21 protein-coding genes and 1 riboswitch are annotated in these 23,522 nt (G+C 64.8%); of the genes, 16 read left to right on the top strand and 5 right to left on the bottom strand.

Going from position 1 to position 23,522, the window contains the following annotated elements:
* Positions 1–20: 20 nt before the first annotated feature.
* Positions 21–1,820, bottom strand: coding sequence for an IlvD/Edd family dehydratase (locus tag WFP44_RS14015; RefSeq protein WP_336927226.1), 1,800 nt, complete (start codon positions 1,818–1,820; stop codon positions 21–23).
* Positions 1,821–1,828: 8 nt separating this feature from the next.
* On the bottom strand, positions 1,829–2,971 hold the full coding sequence (locus WFP44_RS14020) for an aldose epimerase family protein (RefSeq protein WP_336927227.1): 1,143 nt from the start codon (positions 2,969–2,971) through the stop codon (positions 1,829–1,831).
* 155 nt (positions 2,972–3,126) lie between these two features.
* Here WFP44_RS14020 and WFP44_RS14025 point away from each other — a divergent pair, with 155 nt between their 5' ends.
* The gene (locus tag WFP44_RS14025; RefSeq protein WP_336927229.1) at positions 3,127–4,440 is read left to right on the top strand and encodes a sugar MFS transporter; all 1,314 of its coding nucleotides are present in this window, start codon (positions 3,127–3,129) and stop codon (positions 4,438–4,440) included.
* On the opposite strand, the gene WFP44_RS14030 is transcribed toward WFP44_RS14025, so the two are convergent.
* Positions 4,431–5,219: a FadR/GntR family transcriptional regulator gene (locus WFP44_RS14030; protein WP_336927230.1), complete on the bottom strand. Its 789-nt coding sequence runs from the start codon at positions 5,217–5,219 to the stop codon at positions 4,431–4,433. The two genes, WFP44_RS14025 and WFP44_RS14030, sit on opposite strands and share 10 nt — an antisense overlap.
* 129 nt (positions 5,220–5,348) lie before the next feature.
* Here WFP44_RS14030 and WFP44_RS14035 point away from each other — a divergent pair, with 129 nt between their 5' ends.
* The 3 genes from WFP44_RS14035 (at position 5,349) to WFP44_RS14045 (ending at position 8,696) form a co-directional block, all read left to right on the top strand.
* Positions 5,349–6,275, top strand: coding sequence for a Gfo/Idh/MocA family protein (locus tag WFP44_RS14035; protein ID WP_336927231.1), 927 nt, complete (start codon positions 5,349–5,351; stop codon positions 6,273–6,275).
* Positions 6,276–6,291: 16 nt separating this feature from the next.
* Positions 6,292–7,860 (top strand): alpha-N-arabinofuranosidase, encoded by a 1,569-nt coding sequence (locus tag WFP44_RS14040; protein ID WP_377923093.1) that lies wholly within the window; start codon positions 6,292–6,294, stop codon positions 7,858–7,860.
* 77 nt (positions 7,861–7,937) lie between these two features.
* Positions 7,938–8,696, top strand: a complete 759-nt coding sequence (locus tag WFP44_RS14045; protein WP_336927234.1) for an HpcH/HpaI aldolase family protein — start codon at positions 7,938–7,940, stop codon at positions 8,694–8,696.
* Positions 8,697–8,722: 26 nt separating this feature from the next.
* Here the strand turns inward: WFP44_RS14045 and WFP44_RS14050 are convergent, their stop codons facing one another.
* Positions 8,723–9,037 carry a hypothetical protein gene (locus WFP44_RS14050; protein WP_336927235.1) on the bottom strand — a complete coding sequence of 105 codons (315 nt, stop codon included), beginning with the start codon at positions 9,035–9,037 and terminating at the stop codon, positions 8,723–8,725.
* Positions 9,034–9,342 (bottom strand): hypothetical protein, encoded by a 309-nt coding sequence (locus WFP44_RS14055; protein WP_336927236.1) that lies wholly within the window; start codon positions 9,340–9,342, stop codon positions 9,034–9,036. The genes WFP44_RS14050 and WFP44_RS14055 overlap by 4 nt, the downstream gene beginning before the upstream one ends.
* 48 nt (positions 9,343–9,390) lie before the next feature.
* Positions 9,391–9,492, bottom strand: a riboswitch (SAM-I-IV-variant riboswitch).
* A 150-nt stretch (positions 9,493–9,642) separates the two neighbouring features.
* Here WFP44_RS14055 and WFP44_RS14060 point away from each other — a divergent pair.
* The 12 genes from WFP44_RS14060 to WFP44_RS14115 all read left to right on the top strand — a co-directional run bounded on the left by WFP44_RS14060 (position 9,643) and on the right by WFP44_RS14115 (position 23,497).
* A complete protein-coding gene (locus WFP44_RS14060) occupies positions 9,643–9,831 on the top strand; it encodes a YgaP family membrane protein (protein WP_336927237.1) in 189 nt (62 codons plus the stop codon).
* Positions 9,832–9,893: 62 nt separating this feature from the next.
* Positions 9,894–11,174, top strand: coding sequence for a serine--tRNA ligase (gene serS / locus WFP44_RS14065; RefSeq protein WP_336927239.1), 1,281 nt, complete (start codon positions 9,894–9,896; stop codon positions 11,172–11,174).
* The gene (gene surE / locus WFP44_RS14070; protein WP_336927240.1) at positions 11,174–11,929 is read left to right on the top strand and encodes a 5'/3'-nucleotidase SurE; all 756 of its coding nucleotides are present in this window, start codon (positions 11,174–11,176) and stop codon (positions 11,927–11,929) included. Before serS ends, surE begins: the two co-directional genes overlap by 1 nt.
* Positions 11,930–11,931: 2 nt before the next feature.
* Positions 11,932–12,993 (top strand): potassium channel family protein, encoded by a 1,062-nt coding sequence (locus WFP44_RS14075; RefSeq protein WP_336927241.1) that lies wholly within the window; start codon positions 11,932–11,934, stop codon positions 12,991–12,993.
* Positions 12,994–13,041: 48 nt separating this feature from the next.
* The gene (gene rimO, locus WFP44_RS14080) at positions 13,042–14,412 is read left to right on the top strand and encodes a 30S ribosomal protein S12 methylthiotransferase RimO (protein WP_336927242.1); all 1,371 of its coding nucleotides are present in this window, start codon (positions 13,042–13,044) and stop codon (positions 14,410–14,412) included.
* Positions 14,413–14,414: 2 nt separating this feature from the next.
* Positions 14,415–14,834, top strand: coding sequence for a secondary thiamine-phosphate synthase enzyme YjbQ (locus tag WFP44_RS14085; RefSeq protein ID WP_336927243.1), 420 nt, complete (start codon positions 14,415–14,417; stop codon positions 14,832–14,834).
* A 55-nt stretch (positions 14,835–14,889) separates the two neighbouring features.
* On the top strand, positions 14,890–15,690 hold the full coding sequence (locus tag WFP44_RS14090; protein ID WP_336927244.1) for a transglutaminase-like domain-containing protein: 801 nt from the start codon (positions 14,890–14,892) through the stop codon (positions 15,688–15,690).
* A 171-nt stretch (positions 15,691–15,861) separates the two neighbouring features.
* Positions 15,862–17,304: a glucose-6-phosphate dehydrogenase gene (zwf, locus tag WFP44_RS14095; RefSeq protein WP_336927245.1), complete on the top strand. Its 1,443-nt coding sequence runs from the start codon at positions 15,862–15,864 to the stop codon at positions 17,302–17,304.
* Positions 17,297–19,123, top strand: coding sequence for a phosphogluconate dehydratase (gene edd, locus WFP44_RS14100; protein ID WP_336927247.1), 1,827 nt, complete (start codon positions 17,297–17,299; stop codon positions 19,121–19,123). The genes zwf and edd overlap by 8 nt, the downstream gene beginning before the upstream one ends.
* Positions 19,123–20,109 carry a glucokinase gene (gene glk / locus WFP44_RS14105; RefSeq protein WP_336927248.1) on the top strand — a complete coding sequence of 329 codons (987 nt, stop codon included), beginning with the start codon at positions 19,123–19,125 and terminating at the stop codon, positions 20,107–20,109. Before edd ends, glk begins: the two co-directional genes overlap by 1 nt.
* Entirely contained in the window at positions 20,106–20,726 is a 621-nt protein-coding gene (eda, locus tag WFP44_RS14110) for a bifunctional 4-hydroxy-2-oxoglutarate aldolase/2-dehydro-3-deoxy-phosphogluconate aldolase (RefSeq protein WP_336927249.1), read from the top strand. Before glk ends, eda begins: the two co-directional genes overlap by 4 nt.
* On the top strand, positions 20,726–23,497 hold the full coding sequence (locus WFP44_RS14115; protein WP_336927250.1) for a phosphoenolpyruvate carboxylase: 2,772 nt from the start codon (positions 20,726–20,728) through the stop codon (positions 23,495–23,497). The genes eda and WFP44_RS14115 overlap by 1 nt, the downstream gene beginning before the upstream one ends.
* Positions 23,498–23,522 lie beyond the last annotated feature (25 nt).

Genomic DNA, 23,522 nt, shown 5'->3' on the forward strand with positions numbered 1-23,522 from the left:
CTCCTGCCTTATGTTATGTCTCAGTGGTTGTTGCGGGGGATACCGCGCGTCTGCGCGATGCGCTGGAAGCTTTCGCTGCCTTCCAGAATGGCGCCGGTATCCATCTGCCCCACCAGATCGCGCAGGATCTTCTGCCACGGCGTTTGCGACGGCGGATAAGCGTAACCGCCCGCTGCGTTCAGTTCCTCCCGGCGGCGCTGCATCTCAGGCTCGTCCACCAGCACATCGACCCGGCGCTGGCGCAGGTCTACGCGCACCTTGTCGCCGGTTTTGAGCAGTGCCAGCGCGCCACCGGCGGCGGCTTCGGGGCTGACATTGAGGATGGACGGGCTGCCGCTGGTGCCCGATTGCCGCCCGTCGCCAATGCAGGGCAGCGCATCAATCCCCTGCGCCAGCAGATAGGCAGGCGGGCGCATATTCACCACTTCGGCAGAGCCGGGATAACCGATCGGCCCTGCGCCGCGCATGAACAGGATGGAGTTCTCATCCAGCCCAAGTTCGAGGTTGTCGATGCGGTGGTGGTAATCCTCCGGCCCGTCAAACACCACGGCGGTGCCTTCAAAGGCTTCCGGGTCATCCGGGTTGGACAGGTAGCGCGCGCGGAAATCGGGGCCGATCACGCTGGTCTTCATGATCGCTGCGCCAAACAGATTGCCGCTGAGCACAAGGAAGCCGGCCTTCTCCGCCATCGGCTGGCTGATCGGGCGGATCACCTTCTCGTCCTCGATCACCGCATCGCGGCAATTCTCGCCGATGGTGCGGCCGTTCACCGTCATCGCATCGGCATGGATCAGGCCCGCAGAAAGCAGTTGGCCGACCACGGCAGGCACGCCGCCTGCGCGGTAATAATCCTCGCCCAGATATTCGCCCACCGGTTGCAGATTGACGAGCAGCGGCACATCGTGGCCGACATCCTCCCAATCCTGCAAGGGCACATCCACGCCCATATGGCGGGCAATCGCGCACAGATGGATCGGCGCATTGGTGGAACCGCCAATCGCGGAATTGACCACGATGGCGTTGTGGAACGCCTCGCGCGTGAGGATATCAGAGGGTTTCAGGTCTTCGTGGACCATCTCCACGATGCGGCGGCCGGTGCGCCAGGCGCATTCCTGCCGGTCACGGTAAGGCGCGGGGATGGCGGCGGAACCGGGCAGCATCATCCCCAGCGCCTCGGCCAGAGAGTTCATCGTGGTGGCCGTGCCCATCGTGTTGCAATAGCCGGTGGACGGCGCGGAGGAGGCGACGAGGCGGATGAACTGCGCATCGTCAATCTCGCCCTTGGCCAGCATTTCGCGGGCCTTCCACACGATGGTGCCCGAACCCGTCCGCTCGCCCTTGTGCCAGCCGTTGAGCATGGGGCCAACCGACAGGCAGATGGCGGGAATGTTCACCGTTGCCGCCGCCATCAGCAGCGCGGGCGTGGTCTTGTCGCACCCCGTGGTCAGCACCACGCCATCCAGCGGATAGCCGTAAATCGCCTCGACCAGACCCAGATAGGCAAGGTTCCGGTCCAGTCCGGCGGTGGGCCGCTTGCCCGTTTCCTGAATGGGGTGGACGGGAAATTCGATGGCGATGCCGCCTGCTTCGCGAATACCCTCGCGCACGCGTTCGGCCAGCACCAGATGGTGCCGGTTGCAGGGGGAAAGGTCGCTGCCCGTCTGGGCAATCCCGATGATCGGCTTGCCGCCCTGCAATTCCTCAAGGCTCAGGCCGAAATTGAGATACCGCTCCAGATAGAGCGCGGTCATGTCGATATTGTCGGGGTTGGCGAACCATTCGCGCGACCGCAGCTTCTTGGGCATTGTGTTTTCGCTCATCTTCTCGGTTATTCGCAGGCGCAGGATACGCGGTAGATCATGTGGTGGCGGTAAGGCTGGCCCGGATCGACGCGGGCGGACAGGAAGCCCGGCTTGTTGGGCGCATCGGGAAACTTCTGCGGTTCCAGCGCGATGCCGTCGCCCTGGCGGTAGGCAAGGCCATCACGGCCCACCAGCGTGCCATCGAGGAAATTGCCCGAATAGAACTGGACGCCGGGTTCCGTGGTGAACACTTCGAGCACGCGGCCCGATGCCGGGTCTTCCAGCCGGGCGGCAAGGCCGGGGGTGGCGGTCAGCCCCTTGTCGAGCGCAAAGTTATGGTCATAGCCGCGGCCCAGCAGGATCTGCTCGTCCGTGGTCTGCCGCGCCCCATCGGCAATGCGGCGGGGCGTGCGGAAGTCGAACACGGTGCCTTCCACGGCGCGCAGTTCGCCCGTGGGGATCAGCTCGCCATCAACCGGAGTGAAGGCGGCGGCAGGAATGGTCAGCACATTTTCCAGCGCGCTGGTGGGCGAACCTGCACCGGCCATGTTGAACAAGGCGTGGTTGGTCATGTTCACCACGGTGGGCGCATCGGTCACCGCGTCGAAAATGATGCCCAGCGCCCCGTCATCATCGAGCGTGTAGGTCACCCGCACATCCAGATTGCCGGGATAGCCCGCATCGCCATCCGCGCTTTCCATCGCCATGACAACGCGCGCCACCGGCCCGCTTTCGACCGAGACGATGCGCCAGTTCACCTTGTCGAACCCCGCGCCCCCGCCGTGGAGCGAATTGCTGCCATCATTGGCGGGCAGCACATATTCGCGCCCGTCCAGCGTGAAACGCGCCCCGCCGATGCGGTTGGCAAAACGGCCTACGGTGACGCCAAGGTAATTGGGAAACCGCTCGTAATCGGCGACATCGTCATGCCCCAGCACGATGTCCGCCATCACGCCATCGCGGCCCGGCATCACCAGCGATTGCAGCGTCGCGCCATAGGTGATGACGCGCGCGGAAACGCCGTTTGCGTTGGTCAGCGTGACCGCTTCGACCACGCTGCCATCGGCAAGTTGGCCCGCGCGTTCGCGCACGGCTTCACCCGCCAGCGCGGTTCCCGGCAGCGCAAGCGCGGTGCCGGCCAGCATCAGCGTTGCGAGCTTCTGGCGCATTGTGCCCCCGTTAGAGCGCTGTGTGGTCACGGACATTTTCCCCCTCCGGCGGATATTGACGATCTGTTTCGCCGCATATACTCCGACAAAATAAGAGCGTGCAAGCGGCCATTGGCACCAAGGCCATGCGCCCTTGCGGGAGGGGAATAGCGGGAATGGTCGAAACAAATCCGGGAATCGCGCCGCAGGGGAACTCATCGGGCGTGCGTTACGGCCCGGCGCTGGCGCTGCTGGCCAGCCTGTTCTTCATGTGGGGGTTCATCACCGTCATCAACAACACGCTGCTGCCGCATCTGCGCAGCGTGTTCGACCTCAATTACACGCAGACCACGCTGATCGAATCGGTGTGGTTCATCGCCTATTTCGTTGCCTCCATCCCCGCGGCCAAGCTGATCCAGCGCATCGGATACAAGCCTGCGCTGGTAACCGGCCTGTGCATCATGGCGGCGGGATCGCTGGGCATGGTACCGGCGGCGCAGATTCCCTCTTTCGAAGTCACATTGTTCGCCCTGTTCGTGATCGCCAGCGGGATCACGCTGCTGCAGGTGGCGGCCAACCCCTATGTCGCGGTGATCGGCCCGGCGGAAAGCTCCGAATCGCGGCTGACGCTGGTGCAGGCGTTCAATTCGATGGGCACATTCTTTGCGCCCTATTTTGGCGGCTATCTGATTCTCAACCGCACGGTGGGCGGCACCTCGCTTGAAGGCACGCAACTGACCGAGGCGGAGCGGCTGGCCGATGCGCAGGCAACGCAGTTGCCCTATGTCATGGTCGCGGTGGTGCTGCTCATCATCGCGCTGATCATCTGGCGGTCCAACCTGCCCGCATTGGGCGCGGCCACCCGCCGGGTGAGCAAGGAGGCGCGCAAGAAGCTGTCCTTGTGGAAGCATCCCAATCTGGTCTTCGCGGTGCCCGCGATCTTCATCTATCTGATTGCCGAGATCGGCGTTGCGAACCTGTTCATCCTGTTTGTGATCCAGCCCGATATTGCCGGGATCACCCCGGTGGTGGCGGCCAATTATCTGGTGCTGCTGTGGGGCGGGATGATGGTGGGCCGCTTTGCCGGGGCGTATCTGATGCGCCGGTATAATGCGCGCCATGTGCTCGCCGCCTTTGCCCTTTTCGCCATGCTGGTGATGATTGGTGCTGCCACGCTGCACGGGCCGGTGGCGATGTGGTGCCTGATCCTTGTCGGCCTTGGCCATTCGATCATATTCCCGGCCATCTTTGCGCTGGGAATCAAGGGGCTTGGCCCGCTGACCGAGGAGGCATCGGGCCTGCTGATCATGGCAATTGCGGGCGGCGCGCTGGTGGTGGTGCAGGGCTGGCTGGCGGATCAGTTTGGCCTGCAAACCAGCTTCTGGTTGACCGTGGCCTGCGAAGTCTATGTGCTGTGGTATGCGCTGGTGGGCTCGCGCACCCGCGCCGAAAAGGAAGGAATCACCGAGGAGGCAGCGGCTCAGGCCTGATCGGCTGCTGCCTCGGGCTCCGCTTTGCCGCCATCCTCCATCGCGTCCTGCGTATCCGCCAGCGCCAGATCGACCAATATACGCATCGCCGCCTGCGCCGCCGCCGCATCTCCGGCAGCTATGGCGTCAAACACGCGCACATGATCGGGCAGCGGGTTGCGCGGCAGGGCGCGGGCGCGCTGCTTGAACTGCGTTGTCCAGTTGACCGCCGCGCCAATGCCTGCGGCCAGCGCCTGTATCGCGTCATTGCCCGTGGCGCGCAGGATCGCCTTGTGAAAATCGCGGTCAGCCATACGCCCTTCGTCCGACGCCAGCGTGTGCCGCCGCATCAGCGCCAGCGCCTCGCGCATTTCGGCAAGTTGCGCCTTGTCGCGCCGCTCGGCAGCCAGCCCCGCCGCCGCCGGTTCCACCACTGCGCGCAGTTCGAACAGGTCGCGCACGAATTTGCGGTCGGGCGCCCCGGCAAAGGCCCAGGCCAGCACATCGGGATCGAGCACGTTCCAGCGGCTGCGCGGCAGAACGCGGGTGCCCGCCTTGGGGCGGCTTTCGACCAGCCCCTTGGCCGTGAGCACCTGCATCGCCTCGCGATAGGCGCTGCGCGAAATGTTCAGCTCTTCGGCAAAGGCCACTTCACCCGCCAGCACATCGCCGGGTGCATATTGCCCCGATACGATCGCCACGCCCAGCTTGTGCGCCACCGCGCCGTGCAGCCGCCTGCCCGGAGTTCGCGGAGTCACCGCTCCTCCTGAAACCGATGTGGACGTCTTCCCCTCTGCCATACACGCCACTGCTAGGCGCGCGCGCGGCGAAGGGCAACTGCCCGTGCAAAGCAGGATTGCGGGCAATTGCCATCGCCTTGCCTTGCCGATATGTCGGAGTATTAGCGGATTGAAGGGTTACTGCCACATATGGGCCATGCACTCGCCATAATCGGGCTGGGCAAGATCGTGCGCGACCAGCATCTGCCCGCTTTGGCCGGCTGCGAAAGCCTGACCTTGGCGGCCACGGTTGATCCCGTCGCCCCGCCTTTACCCGGCATACCGCATTTCACATCGACGGGGGCGTTGCTGGATGCAGGCATAGTGCTCGACGCGGCCGCAATCTGCACCCCGCCGCAAATGCGCGCCGCGCTCGCCCTGCCCTTGCTGGCGCGCGGAATCGGCGTGTTTCTGGAAAAGCCCCCTGCCGCCGGAATGGCGCAGGCCGCGCTGCTTGCCAATGCCGCAAGCGCCAGCGGCGCGACGCTGTTCGCCGCGTGGCACTCGCGCATGGCCGCAGGTGTTGAACCCGCCCGGCAATGGCTGGCGGGGCGGGCGATTGAGCAGGTCACGATCATCTGGCGCGAGGATGTCCGCCAGTGGCATCCGGGCCAGCCCTGGATCTGGCAGGCGGGCGGCATGGGCGTGTTCGATCCGGGTATCAATGCGCTGTCCATCCTCACCGCCATTCTGCCCGATGCCGTCATGCTGGAGGGGGCGCAGCTGGAAGTGCCCGGCAATTGCCAGACGCCGATTGCCGCACAGCTTGCCTTACGCAGCGCAAACGGGGTGCCAATCCGCGCCGATTTCGATTTCCGGCAGGAGGGCGAACAGACCTGGCGCATCCGCGTGGATACCGATGCGGGGCCGCTGCTGCTCGACAATGGCGGCGCGGTGCTGACGCTGCCCGGTGCTGCCCCTGCCGCAGCGCCCGATACCGAATATCCCGCGCTCTACCGCCGCTTTGCGGAACTGCTGGACGCGGGGACAAGCGATTTTGACCTCGCCCCGCTGGCGCTGGTGGCCGACGCTTTCCTGCTGGGTGAAGCGGTGCGGGTCGATGATTTTTACGAATAGGATGAGGAGCCGAAAGATGCGCAGCGCAACCAAACGATTGAAGGCCGTGGCCACAGCCTGCCTCGCGCCGGTGCTGGCCCTCATGGCATCGCCTGCCCCGCTCACCGCGCAGGAGGCCAGCGGCACGATCCGCGCCGATACGCCCGGCCCGGTCTACAACCGCCGCATCTTCACCCAGTTTGCCGAACATCTGGGCTACGGCATTTACGGTGGCCTTTATGTGGGCGAGGATTCGCCCATCCCCAATGTCAGCGGCTTCCGCAGCGATGTGATCGGCGCGCTGCGTGAATTGCGCGTGCCGGTGCTGCGCTGGCCAGGCGGCTGCTTTGCCGACGAATATAACTGGCGCGAAGGGATTGGCCCCAAGGAAGATCGCCCGGTTAAGATCAATACCCATTGGGGCGGCGTGGAAGAACCCAATGCGGTGGGCACGCATGAATTCTTCGAACTTGCCCGGCAATTGGGGGCCGAGGCGTTCATTTCCGGCAATGTCGGCAACGGCACGCCGCGTGAAAGCGCCGAATGGGTGGAATATATTACCTCGCCCGCAGGCAGCCTGGCGCAGATGCGCGCCGCCAATGGGCGGCAGGAGCCATGGAACCTCGAATTTTTCGGCATCGGGAACGAATTGTGGGGCTGCGGCGGACATATGCGCGCCCAATACGCCGCCGATGTCACGCGCCGCTTTTCCACCTTCATCAAGGCGCCCGCCGGCACCACCATCACCAAGATCGCGGCAGGCGCGAACAGCGGGGATACCGAATGGACGCGCGTGTTCATGGATGTGGCGCGCGACCATATCGACGGGTTGTCGCTGCATTATTATTCAATCGCGGGCGGCTGGCCGCCCTCCATCTCCGCTACTGATTTTGCCGAGGAAGGCTGGGCGCAGCAGCTTTCCGCCACCTGGCAGATGGACCGCCTGCTGGCCGAACACACTGCGGTGATGGACGAATATGATCCCGAAAAGCGCGTGTTCCTGGCCGTGGACGAATGGGGCGCGTGGTATGCACCCGATCCCGGCACCAATCCCGGTTTCCTGCAACAGGGCAACACGCTGCGCGATGCGGTGCTGGCCGGCATCAACCTCAACATCTTCGCCCGCTATGCCGACCGCGTGAAGCTGACCGCGATTGCGCAGATGGTGAATGTGTTGCAGGCGATGGTGATTACCGACGGGCCGCAAATGGTGCGCACGCCCACTTTCCATGTGTTCGCCATGTATGTGCCGTTCCAGGATGGCACCGTGCTGCCGCTGGAACTGGATACGCCTGACTATACCTTCGGCCCCTATACCATGCCCGCCGTCAGCGCGGCTGCGGTGCGCGGCACCGATGGAAACATCTATGTCGCGTTGACCAATGGCGATCCGGCGCGTTCGATCCCCGTCTCGCTGGGTCTGGCCGGCGTGACCGCGCGCAGCGTGAGCGGGCAGGTGCTTACCGGTGATGCGGTCAATGCGCGCAACAGTTTTGCCAACCCCGATGCCGTTGCGCCTGCGCCATTCGGCGGTGCGCGGCTGGCGGGCGGACGGCTGGAGGTGGCGATGCCCGCGCGTTCGGTCGTGATGCTGAAACTGGATTGATTGCGACCATCACTGGCCAAGAGGCGTCAAATCCGGCAAAGGCCCGCCAACCAACCCTATGATTCGCAGGAGTTTTTGTGACCAGTTTCCGTGACAAGCTGCGGGAAGGCAAACCGCTGATCGGTCTGTGGCAGGCGCTGGCGGACAATTACGCCGCCGAAATCTGCGCCCGGCAGGGGTTTGACTGGCTGCTGCTGGATGCCGAACATTCGCCCAACACCATTCAGACGCTGCTGGGCCAGGCGCAGGCGATTGCGCCTTTCCCGGTGGAAACCATCGTGCGCGTGGCTTTTGGCGAACCGGTGGTGTTCAAGCAGTATCTCGACCTTGGCCTGCACAGCCTGCTGGTGCCGATGGTGGAAAGTGCAGAGCAAGCCGCCAATCTGGTGCGCTATTGCCGCTTCCCCCCGCACGGTATTCGCGGCGTGTCCAGCGCCACCAGCCGGGGCGCGGATTTCGGCGTCGATACCGATTACCTGCACAATGCCGACAAGCACATCACGCTGATTGTGCAGATCGAAAGCCGCGCGGGCCTCGATAATGTGGCCGAAATCGCTGCGGTTGACGGGGTGGATGCGCTGTTCATCGGCCCGTCCGATCTTGCCGCCTCGCTCGGCCATCTGGGCGATCCACTCCACCCGGAAGTGACTGCGGCGGTGGATCAGGCGCTGGCGGCGATCAAGGCGGCAGGCAAGCCGGCGGGCATCTTTGCCGTGTCGCCCCAGCACGCGCGCGATTCCTTTGCCAAGGGCTTTGCCTTTGCCTCAGTCGGCACCGATATCGGCCTCTTGATTTCGGGCGCGCGCACCGTGCTGGCGGATGTGCGCGGCGCTTAAGAAAGCCGTCAGCCTGGGCCGATATCTCAGGCCACCAGCCTGAAATAGTCGCCCCGGCTGACAAGTCCCACCCCTTCCTGCGCGAAGGCGATCCGCAATTGCTGGCCAAGCGCTGTCACGCGCGCCAAATCGTCGCTGCCGATCGCAATGGCGAGCGTTGGGGCAAGGGTGCCACGGAATGCGCCGACCGCTTCCTGCACGGTGAAGCTGGCGAAATACTGGCCGACAAGGTCGCACAACTCGCCGCGCGCTGCCGCGTCCCACGGCGCGTCATCGCGGTTGCAGACAAACAGGGTGTGCAGCACCCCCACCCGCACAAGCTGGCCCGGCAACGCAGTCATTGCGCAGCCGGCTCCGCCACGGGCGTGCCGCTGCGAATGGCGGCGGCCGCTTCCTCGTCCAGCCTTTCGGCGTCCGGGGTGATCTTGACGAAGTTGCGAGCGACGAAAAAGTCGCGCGGCCATGCGGCAAAGTTAAGGAGCACGCCAGGGTCGCGCCCCATCGCTTCGCCATCCATGACCCAGCAAACCGTAAGCAGCGCGCCAGCCTTTGGCCCGAATTCGACATAATCCTTCGTCGCGCTGTCGCGCCATTTCCCCTGCTTGATGCACAGCGCCAGATCGCCGGCCCGCCATGTGTCGTCCATCGGTAAACTCCCCATATGTGCGGGAGAAGGACGAACCGATGTTGCGCGACAGGCCCGCTTGGTTGCCTTCGGCCACATCCCCTTGCGGGAGCCACCTTGCCCGGGTCGGCAGGTTGGCGAGAGCGATTTGCCCTTCTCCTGATGCAGCGCCCAAGTTCGTTCAACCGGGCGCGGCTGTCAATCATCCGGTTGGCCCAATGCCAGAAAACGGCACAACGTCCTGTGCGGGCGCAACTTGACCGCTATCAAAGGGGCATTGGTCAGGATAGGCTATGCGGCGAGGAGAAGGAGGGCAAAGCCATGTTCAAGACCAATGTAGGCAGCGTTGACCGCATTTTGCGCTTCGTGGTGGGGCTGGTGCTGATCGCGCTGGTTTTTGTGGGGCCGCAAACGCCGTGGGGCTGGCTGGGCCTGATCCCGCTTGCCACGGGCCTTTTCCGCACCTGCCCCGCCTACAGCCTGATCGGGGTGAATACCTGCAAGAAATAGGGCAGATTTGCCGCGCCTGAAGGCTGGACATTGCCCCTGCGCCAAGGGCATAGCCCGCACCCATGCACGATATCCGCCTGATCCGCGAAAACCCGGAAAAGTTTGACGCCGCCCTCGCTACGCGCGGGCTGGACCCGATGGCGCAGCGCCTTGTGGCGATGGACGAGGCGCGCCGCGCGCTCTCCACCCGGTTGCAGGAGATTCAGGGCCGCCGCAACGAAGCGTCCAAGCTGATCGGGCAGGCGATGGCCAAGGGCGACAAGGACGCCGCCGAAGCGCTGAAAGCCGAAGTGGCGGAACTCAAAATCGCCATGCCCGCGCTGGAGGAGGAGGAGCTGCAGGCAGCCAAGCTGCTTGATGAGATTCTCGCCGCCATCCCCAACCTGCCCGCCGACGATGTGCCGCAGGGCGCGGACGAGGCGGACAATGTCGAGGTGAGCCGCTGGGGCACCCCGCCCGCCTTTGATTTCGCCCCGCTGGAGCACGCCGATCTCGGCCCGGCGCTGGGCATGGATTTCGAAACCGCCGCGAAGATGAGCGGCGCGCGCTTCACTTTCCTGCGCGGCCAGATGGCCCGCCTCAACCGCGCGCTGGCGCAGTTCATGCTGGACAAGCAGACGGGCGAGAACGGCTATACCGAATGCAATGTGCCGCTGCTGGTGCGCGACGAGGCGATGTTCGGCACCGGGCAATTGCCCAAGTTTTTCGAGGATCAGTTCGGCACTACCGATGGCCGCTGGCTGATCCCCACCGCCGAAGTTAGCCTCACCAATTCGGTGCGCGAGCATATCGTGGACGATCTTTCCGCCCCCATTCGCCTCACCGCGCTGACCCCCTGTTTCCGCGCCGAGGCTGGCGCGGCGGGGCGTGATACGCGCGGCTTTATCCGCCAGCACCAGTTCGAGAAGGTGGAGCTGGTCACCATCTGCCGTCCGGAAGATGCGCAAGTCGAGCATGACCACATGGTGCGCAGCGCGGAGAGCGTTCTGGAAGCGCTGGGCCTGCCCTATCGCAAGGTTCTGCTGTGCAGCGGCGACATGGGATTTGGCGCGCGGCGCACTTACGATCTGGAGGTCTGGCTGCCGGGGCAGGATACTTACCGCGAAATCAGCTCGATCAGCTGGTGCGGCGATTTTCAGGCGCGGCGCATGAATGCCCGCTATCGGCCCGAAGGCGCGAAAGGCACCGCCTTCGTGCACACGCTCAACGGCAGCGGCCTCGCCGTGGGCCGCACTTTGGTGGCGGTGCTGGAAAATTACCAGCAGGCGGACGGATCGGTGATCGTGCCGCCTGCGCTGCTGCCCTATACCGGCGGGATGGAACTTCTGGTGCCTGCCAAGTAATGCGCATCCTCCTCACCAATGATGACGGCATCCATGCCCCCGGCCTTGAACTGCTGGAGGCGATTGCGGCGGAACTCTCCGACGATGTGTGGGTCTGCGCCCCGGCAGAGGAACAGTCGGGCGCGGGCCATTCGCTGACTCTGCATATGCCGGTGCGGCTGCGCCAATACGGGGATCGGCGCTTTGCCGTGACCGGCACCCCCACCGATGCGGTCAATCTGGGGCTGCGCAAGCTGTTTGCCGACAGGAAGCCCGATCTGGTCATTTCCGGCATCAATGCGGGCGAGAATCTGGCCGATGATGTCACCTATTCGGGCACGATTTCTGCCGCGATGGAAGGCGCGTTGGCGGGCATTCCGGCGATTGCCCTGTCGCAGGCGCAGCGCGACGGGGTGAAGGATTTCGCTGCCGCCGATGGCTGGGCGGAGCGTGTGCTGCGCGTGCTGGCGGCAACGCCCATGGCGAAGCGCACGCTCATCAATGTCAACTTCCCCGATGTGGCGGCCGATCAGGTCAAGGGCATCCGCGTGGCGCGGCAGGGCTTCCATGATTACGAACGCGGCAGCCTGATCGAAGGCACCGATCCGCGCGGGCGGCCCTATTACTGGTTCGGGCTGGAGGAGATGGAGCACACGCTCGATCACGGCAGCGATCTGGAAGCCGTGGCCGATGGCTATGTGTCGGTCACGCCTTTGCAACTCGATTTCACCCATTACGCCGCGCTGGGCGCGCTGGCGGACAGGTTCAGCGATTGACCATGGCCCGCCGCCTCTTGTTCCGCAAGGAGATGGAACGGCGGCGATTCACCCCGCTGCGGCGCGCGGTGAATGTGCCCGTCTGGGGCGATTTGGGCCTGCGGCTGGGGATGGCCTTTGCGCTGATCGGCCTTGTGGTGCTGATCCACTGGCTGGACCGCGACGGGCTGGTTGATCACCATGATGGCCATGTCAGCTTCCTTGACGTGGTCTATTTCACCATGATCTCGGTCACCACCACCGGCTTTGGCGATATCGCGCCGATTTCCGACAAATCGCGGCTGGTGGAGGCGGTGATCGTCACGCCGGTACGTATCCTCGTGCTGTTCCTGTTTGTGGGCACGGCCTATAATTTCATCATCAAGCGAAGCTGGGAGAAGTTCCGCATGGCCCGCATCCAGAAGACGCTGACCGATCATATCGTGGTGCTGGGTTTTGGCGTTTCCGGCTCCGAAGCCGTGCGTGAATTGATCGAGCGCGGCACCGATCCGCGCACTATCGTGGTGATGGACCCATCCGAGGAACGCTTGCAGCTAGCCGAGGAACTGGGCTGCAATGTCATCTGCGCCGATGCGTCGCGTGATGAAAGCCTGATGGCCGTGCGGATCGCCAATGCGCAAAGCGTGCTGGTATCCGCCGGGCGCGACGATGCCAGCATCCTCATCGTGCTGACGGTGCGCCATCTGGCGCCCAAGGTGCCGATCAGCGTGGTGGTGCGCGCGGCCGATAACGAGATTCTGGCGCGGCAGGCAGGCGCCGACAATGTGATCAATCCGGTGCGCTTTACCGGCCTGCTGCTGGCGGGCAGCGCGCAGGGTGCGCATATCGCGGATTATCTGGCCGATCTCGCCAGCGTCAGCGGGCGGGTGCAACTGGTCGAACGCGCGGTTGCGCCCGATGAAGTGGGCAAACCGCTGAGCCAGCTCAAGAGTGGCGGGCGGGGCTTGCGCATCTACCGTCAGGGGCAGGCCATCGGTTTCTGGGAAGATGCAGCCTGCGCGCTTCAAGCGGGCGATATCGTGGTGGAAATCCTGCCCACTGACACCACCGAAGCCGGCTGCTGAATCGCGCCTCTGGCGCAAAGCCGCGCGCGCGTGTAGGGGCCGCGCATCATGGCGACCCAAATTCCCGACCAGAAGCGCGTAGGCATGGTCAGCCTTGGCTGCCCCAAGGCGCTGGTTGATTCCGAACGCATCCTCACCTCGCTGCGTGCCGATGGCTACGCGATGAGCGCCGATTACGCCGGGGCCGATGTCGTGCTGGTCAACACCTGCGGCTTCCTCGATTCCGCCAAGGAGGAAAGCCTCGAAGCCATTGGCGAGGCCATTGCCGAAAACGGCCGCGTGATCGTGACCGGCTGCATGGGAGACGAGGCGGAACTGATCCGCGCCCGTTTCCCGCAAGTGCTGGCCATTACCGGCGCGCATCAATACGAGGATGTGGTCAAAGCGGTGCACGAAGCGGCGCCGCCCAGCCAAGGGCCGTTCGTCGACCTCATCCCGGCCAATGACGCCGGCGTCAAGCTGACGCCGCGCCATTACAGCTACCTCAAGATTTCCGAAGGCTGCAACCACGCCTGCGCCTTCTGCATCATCCCTTCGCTGCGCGGAAAACTCGCCAGCCGGCGGGTGGACGCCGTGCTGCGCGAGGCGGAAAAGCTGGTGGCCGCCGGCACCAAGGAATTGCTGGTGATCAGCCAGGACACCAGCGCCTACGGGGTGGATATCCGGCACGAGGAGCGGATGTGGAAAGGCCACCCGGTGCGCGCCCACATGGCCGATCTGGCGCGCGAACTGGGGCAGTTGCGCACTCCGCAAGGCGAAACGCCGTGGGTGCGGCTGCACTATGTCTACCCCTATCCCCATGTCGATCAGGTCATCCCGCTGATGGCCGAAGGGCTGCTGACGCCCTATCTCGACATCCCCTTCCAGCACGCCAGCCCCAAGGTGCTGCGCGCGATGAAGCGCCCGGCGAACGAGGCCAAGGTGCTCGAACGGCTGAAAAGCTGGCGCGCGATCTGCCCCGATATCGCGGTGCGGTCATCTTTCGTGGTGGGCTTTCCGGGCGAGACCGAGGAGGATTTTCGATACCTGCTCGACTGGCTGGAAGACGCGCAGCTTGACCGCGTGGGCGCATTCCGGTTCGAACCGGTGGAAGGCGCGGCGGCCAATGCCCTGCCCGATCCGGTGCCGGAGGAGGTGAAGGAAGAGCGCTACGCCCGGATCATGGACGTGACCGCGCGGATTAGCGCCGCCAAGCTCGCCGCAAAGATCGGCCGCACACTGCCCGTCATCATCGACGAGGTGGGCGAGCCGGACGAAGACGGCGATGTCGGCGCAGCGGGCCGCAGCCAGGCCGATGCCCCCGAAATCGACGGCGCAGTCTACTTGCGCAATGTGCCCGAAAGCCTGCGGGCGGGCGATTTTGTGCAAGTGGAGATTGAGGACGCCGACGCGCACGACCTGTTCGGCGTGATCGTCTAACCTTGCCGCAGCATATCACCACTCTCACGGTGCAGACTTCCGGCAAGGCGCTGGTGGAAATCACGCGCGAAGTGGCTGATTGGGTCGCCTCGACAGGCGCGCAAACCGCGCTGCTCACGCTCTTCTGCCGCCACACATCGGCCAGCCTGCTGATCAACGAGAACGCTGCGCCTGCGGTAAAGCGCGATATCCTGCGCTGGCTCGATCGGCTTGCGCCGGAAAACGCAGGCTACGAACATGACGACGAAGGGCCGGACGATATGCCCGCCCATCTGCGCAGCGCGCTGACGGGCAGCAGCCTGTCCATTCCTGTGGCCGACGGACGCATGGTGCTCGGCACATGGCAGGGCATTTACCTTGCCGAACACCGGGCCCACCCGCACCGGCGGCAGATTGTGGCGCATTTGCTGGCCGATAATTGACAGCGCGAATACAGGAGTGGGAACCGGGATGCGGTTGAGGCATAGGGATCAGCATATGCCTCTCGACATTTCCGCCCGTTTCACCTTCCGGCTCGACACGCCGACCGATGTGCTGTTGCAGTTCGAAGCTGCGCAATTGCCCGAACAGGTGGTGCTGCGCGCCGATACCCAGCTTGGCGAGACGCTCCACCTCGCGCGTGTTTCCGCCGCCGACGCTATTGGAGAGCGTCTGCTGCTGCGCGCCGAGGGGGAGTTCGCGGTATCCTATAGCGCGCAGGTGCAGGTGCAGCGCCAGCTTGCCGATATTGCCGCATTGCAGGCGCTCGATCCCCACGAATTGCCTGCCGAAACGGTCGGCTATCTGTTCGATTCGCGCTATTGCCAGGCCGACCGGCTGCAAAGCTTCGTCGCCACGCGGTTTGGCGGGCTGCAAGGCGGGGCACGGATCAATCTGATGCGCGAATGGATCGCCTGCGAGATCGAATATGCCCCCGGCTCCAGCACCAGCGACACCACCGCTCTTGATACCTTTGTCGAGCGACGCGGCGTATGCCGGGATTTTGCCCATGTGCTGATCGCCTTCGCCCGCGCCTCTGCCATTCCGGCGCGTTATGTCAGCTGTTACGCGCCCGGCGTTGATCCACCCGATTTTCATGCATTGGCCGAGGTGTTCCTGGCCGATCCGGAAACGCCGGGCGGCGGGGCGTGGCATATGGTGGACGCCACCGGCATGGCCGACCCGGCGCATACGGCCAAGATTGGCGTGGGCCACGATGCCGCCGATGTCAGCTTCATGACCGTGTTCGGTGCCGCCGAATACGGAGAGCATGAGGTAAAGGTTACCGCGCGCGATTGAGCGCTGGTGCCTTGCACCGCCAACACCCCTTCCCGTTTTTGAAATGCGATGGTAGCGCTCACAACATTGTCCACCGGGATGGATGGACACTTTTTGCCCGCGCTCTATTGCAGCGCAGCATGAACGAGGGGATAGTATGAACGGCGAATTGGATCTTCGCGGGGGAATCGCATGACGGGCCGCGCCCATACCTTGCTGCTGTTTGGTGCCACGGGCGACCTGTCGCGCCGTATGCTGCTGCCCTCGCTTTGTGCGCTCCACGCCGAAAAGCTGGTGCCTGAAGACCTGCGGATCGTGGGAACCGCGCGTTCGGAAATGAACGATGCGCAGTTCCGCAATTTCGCGCGCGATGCGCTGGAAAAGTTCCTTCCCGCCGAACGGCGCGGCGGGATGGCGGATTTCCTTAACCGCCTGTCCTATCAGCAGCTCGATGTGACAGCACCCGAAGGCTATGCCGAATTGGCGAAAAAGGCCGGGCCGGGAGAGGATCTGGCGATTTTCCTGTCCACCGCCCCCAGCCTGTTCAAGCCCACGATCGAAGGGCTGGCGGGTGCGGGCCTTGCCGGTTCGAAGGATGGCAACGGCGCGCGCATCAGTCTGGAAAAGCCGCTGGGCAGCGATCTGGCATCCTCGGCCGCGATCAACGATGCGGTGGCAACCGCCTTCCCGGAAAACCGCATTTTCCGCATCGATCACTATCTGGGCAAGGAAACGGTGCAGAACCTCTTGGCGCTGCGCTTTGCCAATCTGTTTTTCGAACCGCTCTGGCGCAGCCAGTATATCGACCATGTGCAGATCACCGTGGCCGAGACGGTGGGGCTGGAAAGCCGCGTCGATTTCTATGATGACGCCGGCGCATTGCGCGACATGGTGCAGAACCATATGCTGCAACTCCTTGCGCTGGTGGCGATGGAGCCGCCGGGCAGTTTCGACGCCAATGCCGTGCGCGACGAAAAGGTGAAGGTGCTGCGCGCGCTGCGCGCCGTTTCGGCGGACGAAATCGTGACCGGCCAGTATCGCGGCGGCGCCAGCGCCGGGCAGATCGTGCCGGGCTATGACGAAGAGCTGGGCCGCGACAGCGACACCGAGACTTTCGTCGCGCTGAAGGCCCATGTCGACAATTGGCGCTGGCGCGGCGTGCCGTTTTACCTGCGCACCGGCAAGCGGCTGGCCCGCCGCGTGACCGAGATTATCGTGCAGTTCCGGCAGGTGCCGCATTCCATCTTCCCCGGCGCGAAGATGAAGCCCAACCGGCTGGTGATCGGCATCCAGCCGGAGGAGAACATTTCGCTCACCCTGATGGCAAAGGTGCCCGGCATCGACCAACAAGGCATGGTGCTGCGCAGTGTGCCGCTCGATATCGCCATGCCCGATGCCTTTTCGGGCAAGTTCAAGCGCATTGCGTATGAGCGGCTGCTGCTCGATCTGATCGAAGGCGACCAGACGCTGTTCGTCCGCCGCGACGAGGTGGAGGCGCAATGGCAATGGATCGACGCCATCCGCGAAACCTGGGCGCGCGAGGGGATAACGCCCAAAACCTATGCCGCAGGCTCGTGGGGACCAAGCGCCGCGATCGCTTTGGCGGAGCGCGATGGAGTGAGTTGGCATGAGTAATTTGCACCCCGCGCTGGAACGCGTCACCGACCGGATCATCGAAAGAAGCCGCAACAGCCGCAGCGCCTACCTCGCGCTGATGGCCGAGGAGGGCGAACGGCACGCGGATCGCAACACGAAAATGCCCTGTTCCAACCTCGCGCACGGCTTTGCCGCGGCCGAGGAGGACAAGCAGGCCATCGCCACCCGCGCGGGCCCCAATATCGGCATCATCAGCGCCTATAACGATACCATCTCGGCGCATCAGCCTTACGGCGCCTATCCCCCGCGGCTGAAAATCTATGCCCGCGAAGTGGGTGCCACCGCCCAGGTGGCCGGGGCCACGCCCGCCATGTGCGACGGGGTGACGCAGGGCGCGGACGGCATGGAATTGTCGCTGTTCAGCCGCGATGTGATTGCGCTGGCCACCGGCGTTGGCCTGTCGCACCATATGTATGATGCGGTGGCCCTTTTGGGCATTTGCGACAAGATCGTGCCCGGCCTGCTGATGGGCAGCCTGCGCTTCGGCTGGCTGCCTGCGATGTTCGTGCCGAGCGGCCCCATGCCCAGCGGCATCCCCAACAAGGAAAAGCAGGCCGTCCGCCAGCTTTATGCCGAAGGCAAGGTGGGCCGCGCCGAATTGCTGGAGAGCGAGGCGAAAAGCTACCATTCGCCCGGCACCTGCACCTTTTACGGCACCGCCAATTCCAACCAGATGATGATGGAACTGATGGGCCTGCATCTGCCCGGCGCGGCCTTTGTGCAGCCCGGCACACCATTGCGTCAGGCGCTGGACCGGGCGGCCATCCACCGCCTTGCCGCCATCACGCGCGAAGGCAACGATTACCGCCCGCTGGCGCATTGCGTGGATGAAAAGGCGATCGTCAACGCCGCCGTCGGCCTGCTCGCCACGGGCGGGTCCACCAATCACGCGATCCACATCCCCGCCTTTGCCCGCGCGGCAGGCGTGATCATCGACTGGACCGATCTGGACGAACTGTCCGCCGCTGTCCCGTTGCTCGCCCATGTCTATCCCAACGGTGCGGGCGATGTGAACCACTTCCACGCGGCCGGCGGCATCGGCTTTGTGGTGGGCGAATTGCTGAAAGCAGGCCTTGCGCATGGCGATATCCTGACCGTGGGCAACCCGTCTGGCACGCAAGGGTTGGCCGAATATGCGCGCGAACCCTGGCTGGACAGCGATGCGCTGAACTGGCGCGATGTGGGGGAAAGCGGCGATCTGTCGATGCTGCGCCCGGCGACCGATCCGTTCCAGCCCGATGGCGGAATGCGGCTTGTCACCGGCAATCTGGGCCGCGCCTGTTTCAAGACCAGCGCGATCACGCCCGAACGCTATACGGTAGAGGCGCCGTGCCGGATCTTTGCCGATCAGAAGGACGTGGCCGCCGCATTCAAGGCGGGCGAACTGGACCGCGACGTGGTGGTCGTCGTCCGCTTTCAGGGGCCGCGCGCCAACGGGATGCCCGAACTCCACGCGCTCACCCCCATGCTCGGCGTGTTGCAGGACAAGGGATACAAGGTCGCACTGGTCACCGATGGCCGGATGAGCGGGGCGAGCGGCAAGGTGCCCGCCGCGATCCATGTCAGCCCCGAAGCGCTGGGCGGTGGCCCGCTCTCGCTGCTGCAGGATGGCGATGTGGTGCGCCTGTGCGCGCGCGACGGAACGCTGGCGACCACAGCCGATCTCTCCACCCGCACCCCCGCCACCCCGCCGCCGCCCGCCAGCGGCACGGGACGCGAGATTTTCGCCATGTTCCGTCTGGGCGCGGATGAGGCCGAAAAGGGCGGCAGCGCGATGATGGCGGCGGCTGGCCTTTGATGGGCGCGCAGGCAACCGATCTGGTCGCGGTCGATATCGGCGGCACCCATGCGCGCCTCGCCATCGCCCGCATTGCCAGCGATGGCGCGATTGCGCTGGACGATCCGGTGACGCTGCACACCAGCGATCACGCCAGCTTCCAGACCGCGTGGGAGGATTTCCGCGACCGGATGGGCGGCGCCCTGCCCCCGCGCGTGGCCATCGCCATTGCCGGGCCGGTGGGCGGCGAGGTGATCCGCTTTACCAACAATCCCTGGATCATCCGCCCCGCATTGATCCCCGAAAAGCTGGGCGTGGACGCCTTCACACTCGTCAATGATTTTGCCGCCATCGCCCATGCCGTCGCCGCCGCACCGGACGACCAATTCCTGCATCTGGCGGGGCCGGATCGCCCACTACCTGCCAGCGGGGTGATCAGCGTGCTTGGCCCCGGAACCGGCCTTGGCGTGGCGTGGCTGCGGCGCGACGGGCACGGTTCTGTCCATGTGCAGGCGACCGAAGGCGGCCATGTCGATTTCGCCCCGCTCGATCATATCGAGGATGCGATTCTGACCCGCCTACGAAAGGCGCATTTGCGCGTTTCGGTAGAGCGCGTGGTATCCGGCCCGGCGATTGTGGAGATCTACAACACGCTCGCCGCGATGGAGGGGCGCTCGGTGCCGGCCATGTCGGACGTGGCGATCTGGACCGCCGCGATGGACGGGACAGACAGCCTTGCCGCTGCCGCGATGGACCGGTTCTGCCTGTCGCTGGGCGCGGTGGCCGGGGATATTGCGCTGGCGCAGGGGGCATCGGGCGTGGTTATCGCGGGCGGGCTGGGTTACCGCCTGCGCGACCTGCTGCCGCGTTCGGGCTTTGCCGAAAGGTTCCGCGCCAAGGGCCGCTTTGAACCGATGATGGCCGAAATCCCGGTCAAGCTGATCACCCATCCCCAGCCCGGCCTGTTCGGCGCCGCGGCAGCCTTTGCAGCGGAGCACGGCCAATGAACCCGATCGAGAAAATCATGCGCACCGCACCGGTGATCCCCGTGCTGGTGATCGAGGATGCGGGCGAGGCGCGCGAGATTGCCGAGGCGCTGGTGGAAGGCGGGCTGAAAGTGCTCGAAGTCACGCTGCGCACCGCCAATGCGCTCGACGTGATCCGGCGGATGAATCTGGTGCGCGGGGCGATTGTGGGCGCCGGCACCGTCACCAACAAGGATCAGTTGAAAGAGGCGCTGTCCGCCGGGGCCGAATTCATCGTTTCCCCCGGTCTGACCGAGCCGCTGGGCCAGGCCGCGATCAAGGCAGGCGTGCCTTTCCTGCCCGGCACCGCCACGGCAGGCGATATCATGCGCGGAATGGATCTGGGGCTGGAACACTTCAAGTTCTTCCCCGCCATGGCGGCGGGCGGCCTGCCTGCCTTGAAGGCGCTTGCCGCGCCGTTCTTTCGCGCCAAGTTCTGCCCCACCGGCGGCATCAGCGCCGCCACCGCGCCCGATTGGCTGGCCCATCCGCAGGTTCTGTGCGTGGGCGGCAGCTGGATCGTGAAGCCAGGTGCCCGCCCGGAGGAGATACACGCGCTGGCCGCAGAGGCGGCGGCGCTGGGCGGGGCGCAAGGCTGATGAGGTCGCTGGCGGACCTCACCCACCGCTTGCAGGATCTGCACCTGCGCACAGCCGAAACGCCGCTGTTCAACCCCGTCTTCCAGCTGTCGCTCGACCTGTCGCGCCTGATCGAGAGCGGGGAACTGACGCTGGCCAATTGCGCCGCGCTGATTACCGAACTGGAATGCAGCGCGCTGGCCCACCGGGCGCGGCATCTTGGCCGCCTGCTGTCCCCTGTGGATCCCGCAAACAACGGCGCTGCGCTCGCCGCCTGCTTTACCGAAACCGATTTTGACGCCTTTGCCGCGCGCTGGCAGCGGCCGCAATTGCACGCGGTCTTTACCGCGCATCCGACCTTCCTGCTTACTCCGGCGCAGACCGATGCACTGGCAAAGGCCGCTAGCACGGGAAGTGAAATCACGCCTGCTTCCCTGCAAGGCGCGCGGCCAAAGGTAACGCTGGCGCACGAACACGCGGAGGCCATGCGCGCGATTGCCCACGCGCAGGACGCGCGCGACCGGGTGGTGCGCGCCGTTCTGGCCCATGCGGCCCAGACATGGCCGACACGCTGGCACGAACTGGCCCCGCTGCCCTTCCGCTTCGCCAGCTGGGTCGGCTATGACATGGACGGGCGCACCGATATCACCTGGTCGGCCTCCATCGGTTTTCGCCTTGCGGAAAAGGCGGAAAGGCTGGCACGCTATTGCGAGCAATTGGCCGCGATCGACGCCGCTCATCCGCTGCTGAAGGAATTGCGCCCTGCTGCCGGTTACGCGGCCGACCGGGCGAACGATTTTGCCGCCGACCTTTCGGATCCTGCCGCGCTTTCGGTTGCCGCCAACCGACTGACCGCGAAAGACCCGCGCAAGCTCCTCTCGCTTGGGCCCCTGATTTCGGCGCTGGAAACTGAAGCGAGCCAGTCGGAGACAGAACGGGCCGTAGCGCTCAAGACACTCGCCGCCGCGATGCGCGCCGACGGGCTTGGCATGGGCTGGATCCATTTTCGCGTGAACGCAAAGCAGTTGGGCAATGCGATCCGCCGCAAGCTGGACCCGGAAGGCACGCTCGACCTTGCCAGCAAGGGCGCCATCGTCCACCTGCGCCGCGCGATTGAGCAGGTAGCACCGCACCGCTCCAACTTTGCCGCGCTGGCGATCGAAAGCAGCACCGCGATCCGGCAATTCCTGGCGATGGCGCAGATCCTGCACCATGTGGACGCCGATGCGCCGATCCGGATGCTGATTGCCGAATGCGAGGAACCGGCAACGCTGCTGTCCGCGCTCTATTTCGCCAAGCTGTTCGGCATTGCCGACAAGGTCGATGTCTCGCCCCTGTTCGAAACCGAAAGCGCGCTGGAACATGGCGGGCGCTTCCTGGACGAATTGCTGGCCGAGGAAATCTACCGCGATTACGCCCGCACGCGTGGCCGGGTGGCGATTCAGACCGGGTTTTCGGATGCAGGCCGCTTTGTCGGGCAGATTCCGGCAAGCCTTGCCATTGAACGGTTGCAAGGGCGGCTGGCCGAGGCGATGGCGAAGAACGGCATGGCCGATGTCGCTGCACTGATCTTCAACACGCATGGCGAAAGCATGGGGCGCGGCGCGCATCCCGCCAGCCTGGAAGATCGCCTCGCCTGGCCGCTCAGCCCCTGGGCGCGGCGGCGTTTTGCCCGTGCGGGCATTGTGCTGGAGCCGGAGGTGAGTTTTCAGGGCGGCGATGGGTATCTGTGGTTCGCCACCCCTGATCTGGCGCTTGCCACGCTGACGCGGATTGCCGAACTCGCCCCCGCCGATACCGATCCCGATGCGCCAAAGGATGTGTTCTACCAGCGCACCGATCTGTCCCTCGATTTTTACCGCGCCATCCGCGATCACCAGCGCGCGCATCTGGAAAGCCGCACCTATGCCCGCGCGGTGACTGCGTTTGGCCTGGGGATGCTCAACCCCACGGGCAGCCGCGTGTCGCGCCGGCAAAGCGACATTTCGGCCGACCGCGAGATGAGCCTCAGGCAAATCCGCGCGATTCCGCACAATGCAGTGCTGCAACAGCTGGGCTATCCGGTGAATGTCATTGCGGGCGTAGGCGAAGCGGCGGAAGGCAATTACGAGGAGATGGCCGCGCTGCTGAAAGACAGCGAGCGGGGCCGCCAGCTTATCCGCCTGGTGCGCGCCGCCAATGCGCTGGCCAGCGTGAAGACGGTCGCCGCCTATGGCGAATTGTTCAATTCCGCCTATTGGGCCAGCCGCCCCTATCGCGGCACCGAAAGCCATCTGGCATCGGCGTGCGAATATCTGGCCGAATATCTGGTGAAGGACGACCGGGTTGGCGTGTTCCGCCGCCTTGCCAGCCGCTTGCGCGTTGATGCGCTCAAACTGCACCGTCTGCTGGCCTTGATGCCCGAAGAAAACGGCGCACCCGCCAGCGAGGATACGCGCCGCATGATCGGGGCTGCGCAGGCGCTGCGGCTGGCATTGTTCCAGCATATGTTCATCCGCGCGGTCAGCGTGCCCGCCTTCAGCCGCGCCAACGATGTCAGCCGCGACGATGTGCTGGAAATGGTCTTCACCCTGCGCGTGGACGAGGCGCTGGCACAGCTGAGGCGCGCCTATCCCACCAGCTTCCCGCAGATCACCGATTTCCAGCTGGACGAGCCCACCGATTATCCGGAAGGCGAGGATCAGGGCTATGCCGCGATCCGGCGCGATTTCATCGATCCGATCGAACAGGCGCACGCCCTGTCGCTGCGCATCACCACCGCGATTGCCAATATTTTCGGCGCGCATGGGTGACAGGGCGCGTTAAGCGCTCGCCCGT

Origin of the sequence: Alteraurantiacibacter palmitatis (assembly GCF_037154115.1) — a bacterium.
Taxonomy (GTDB): Bacteria; Pseudomonadota; Alphaproteobacteria; order Sphingomonadales; family Sphingomonadaceae; genus Alteraurantiacibacter; species Alteraurantiacibacter palmitatis.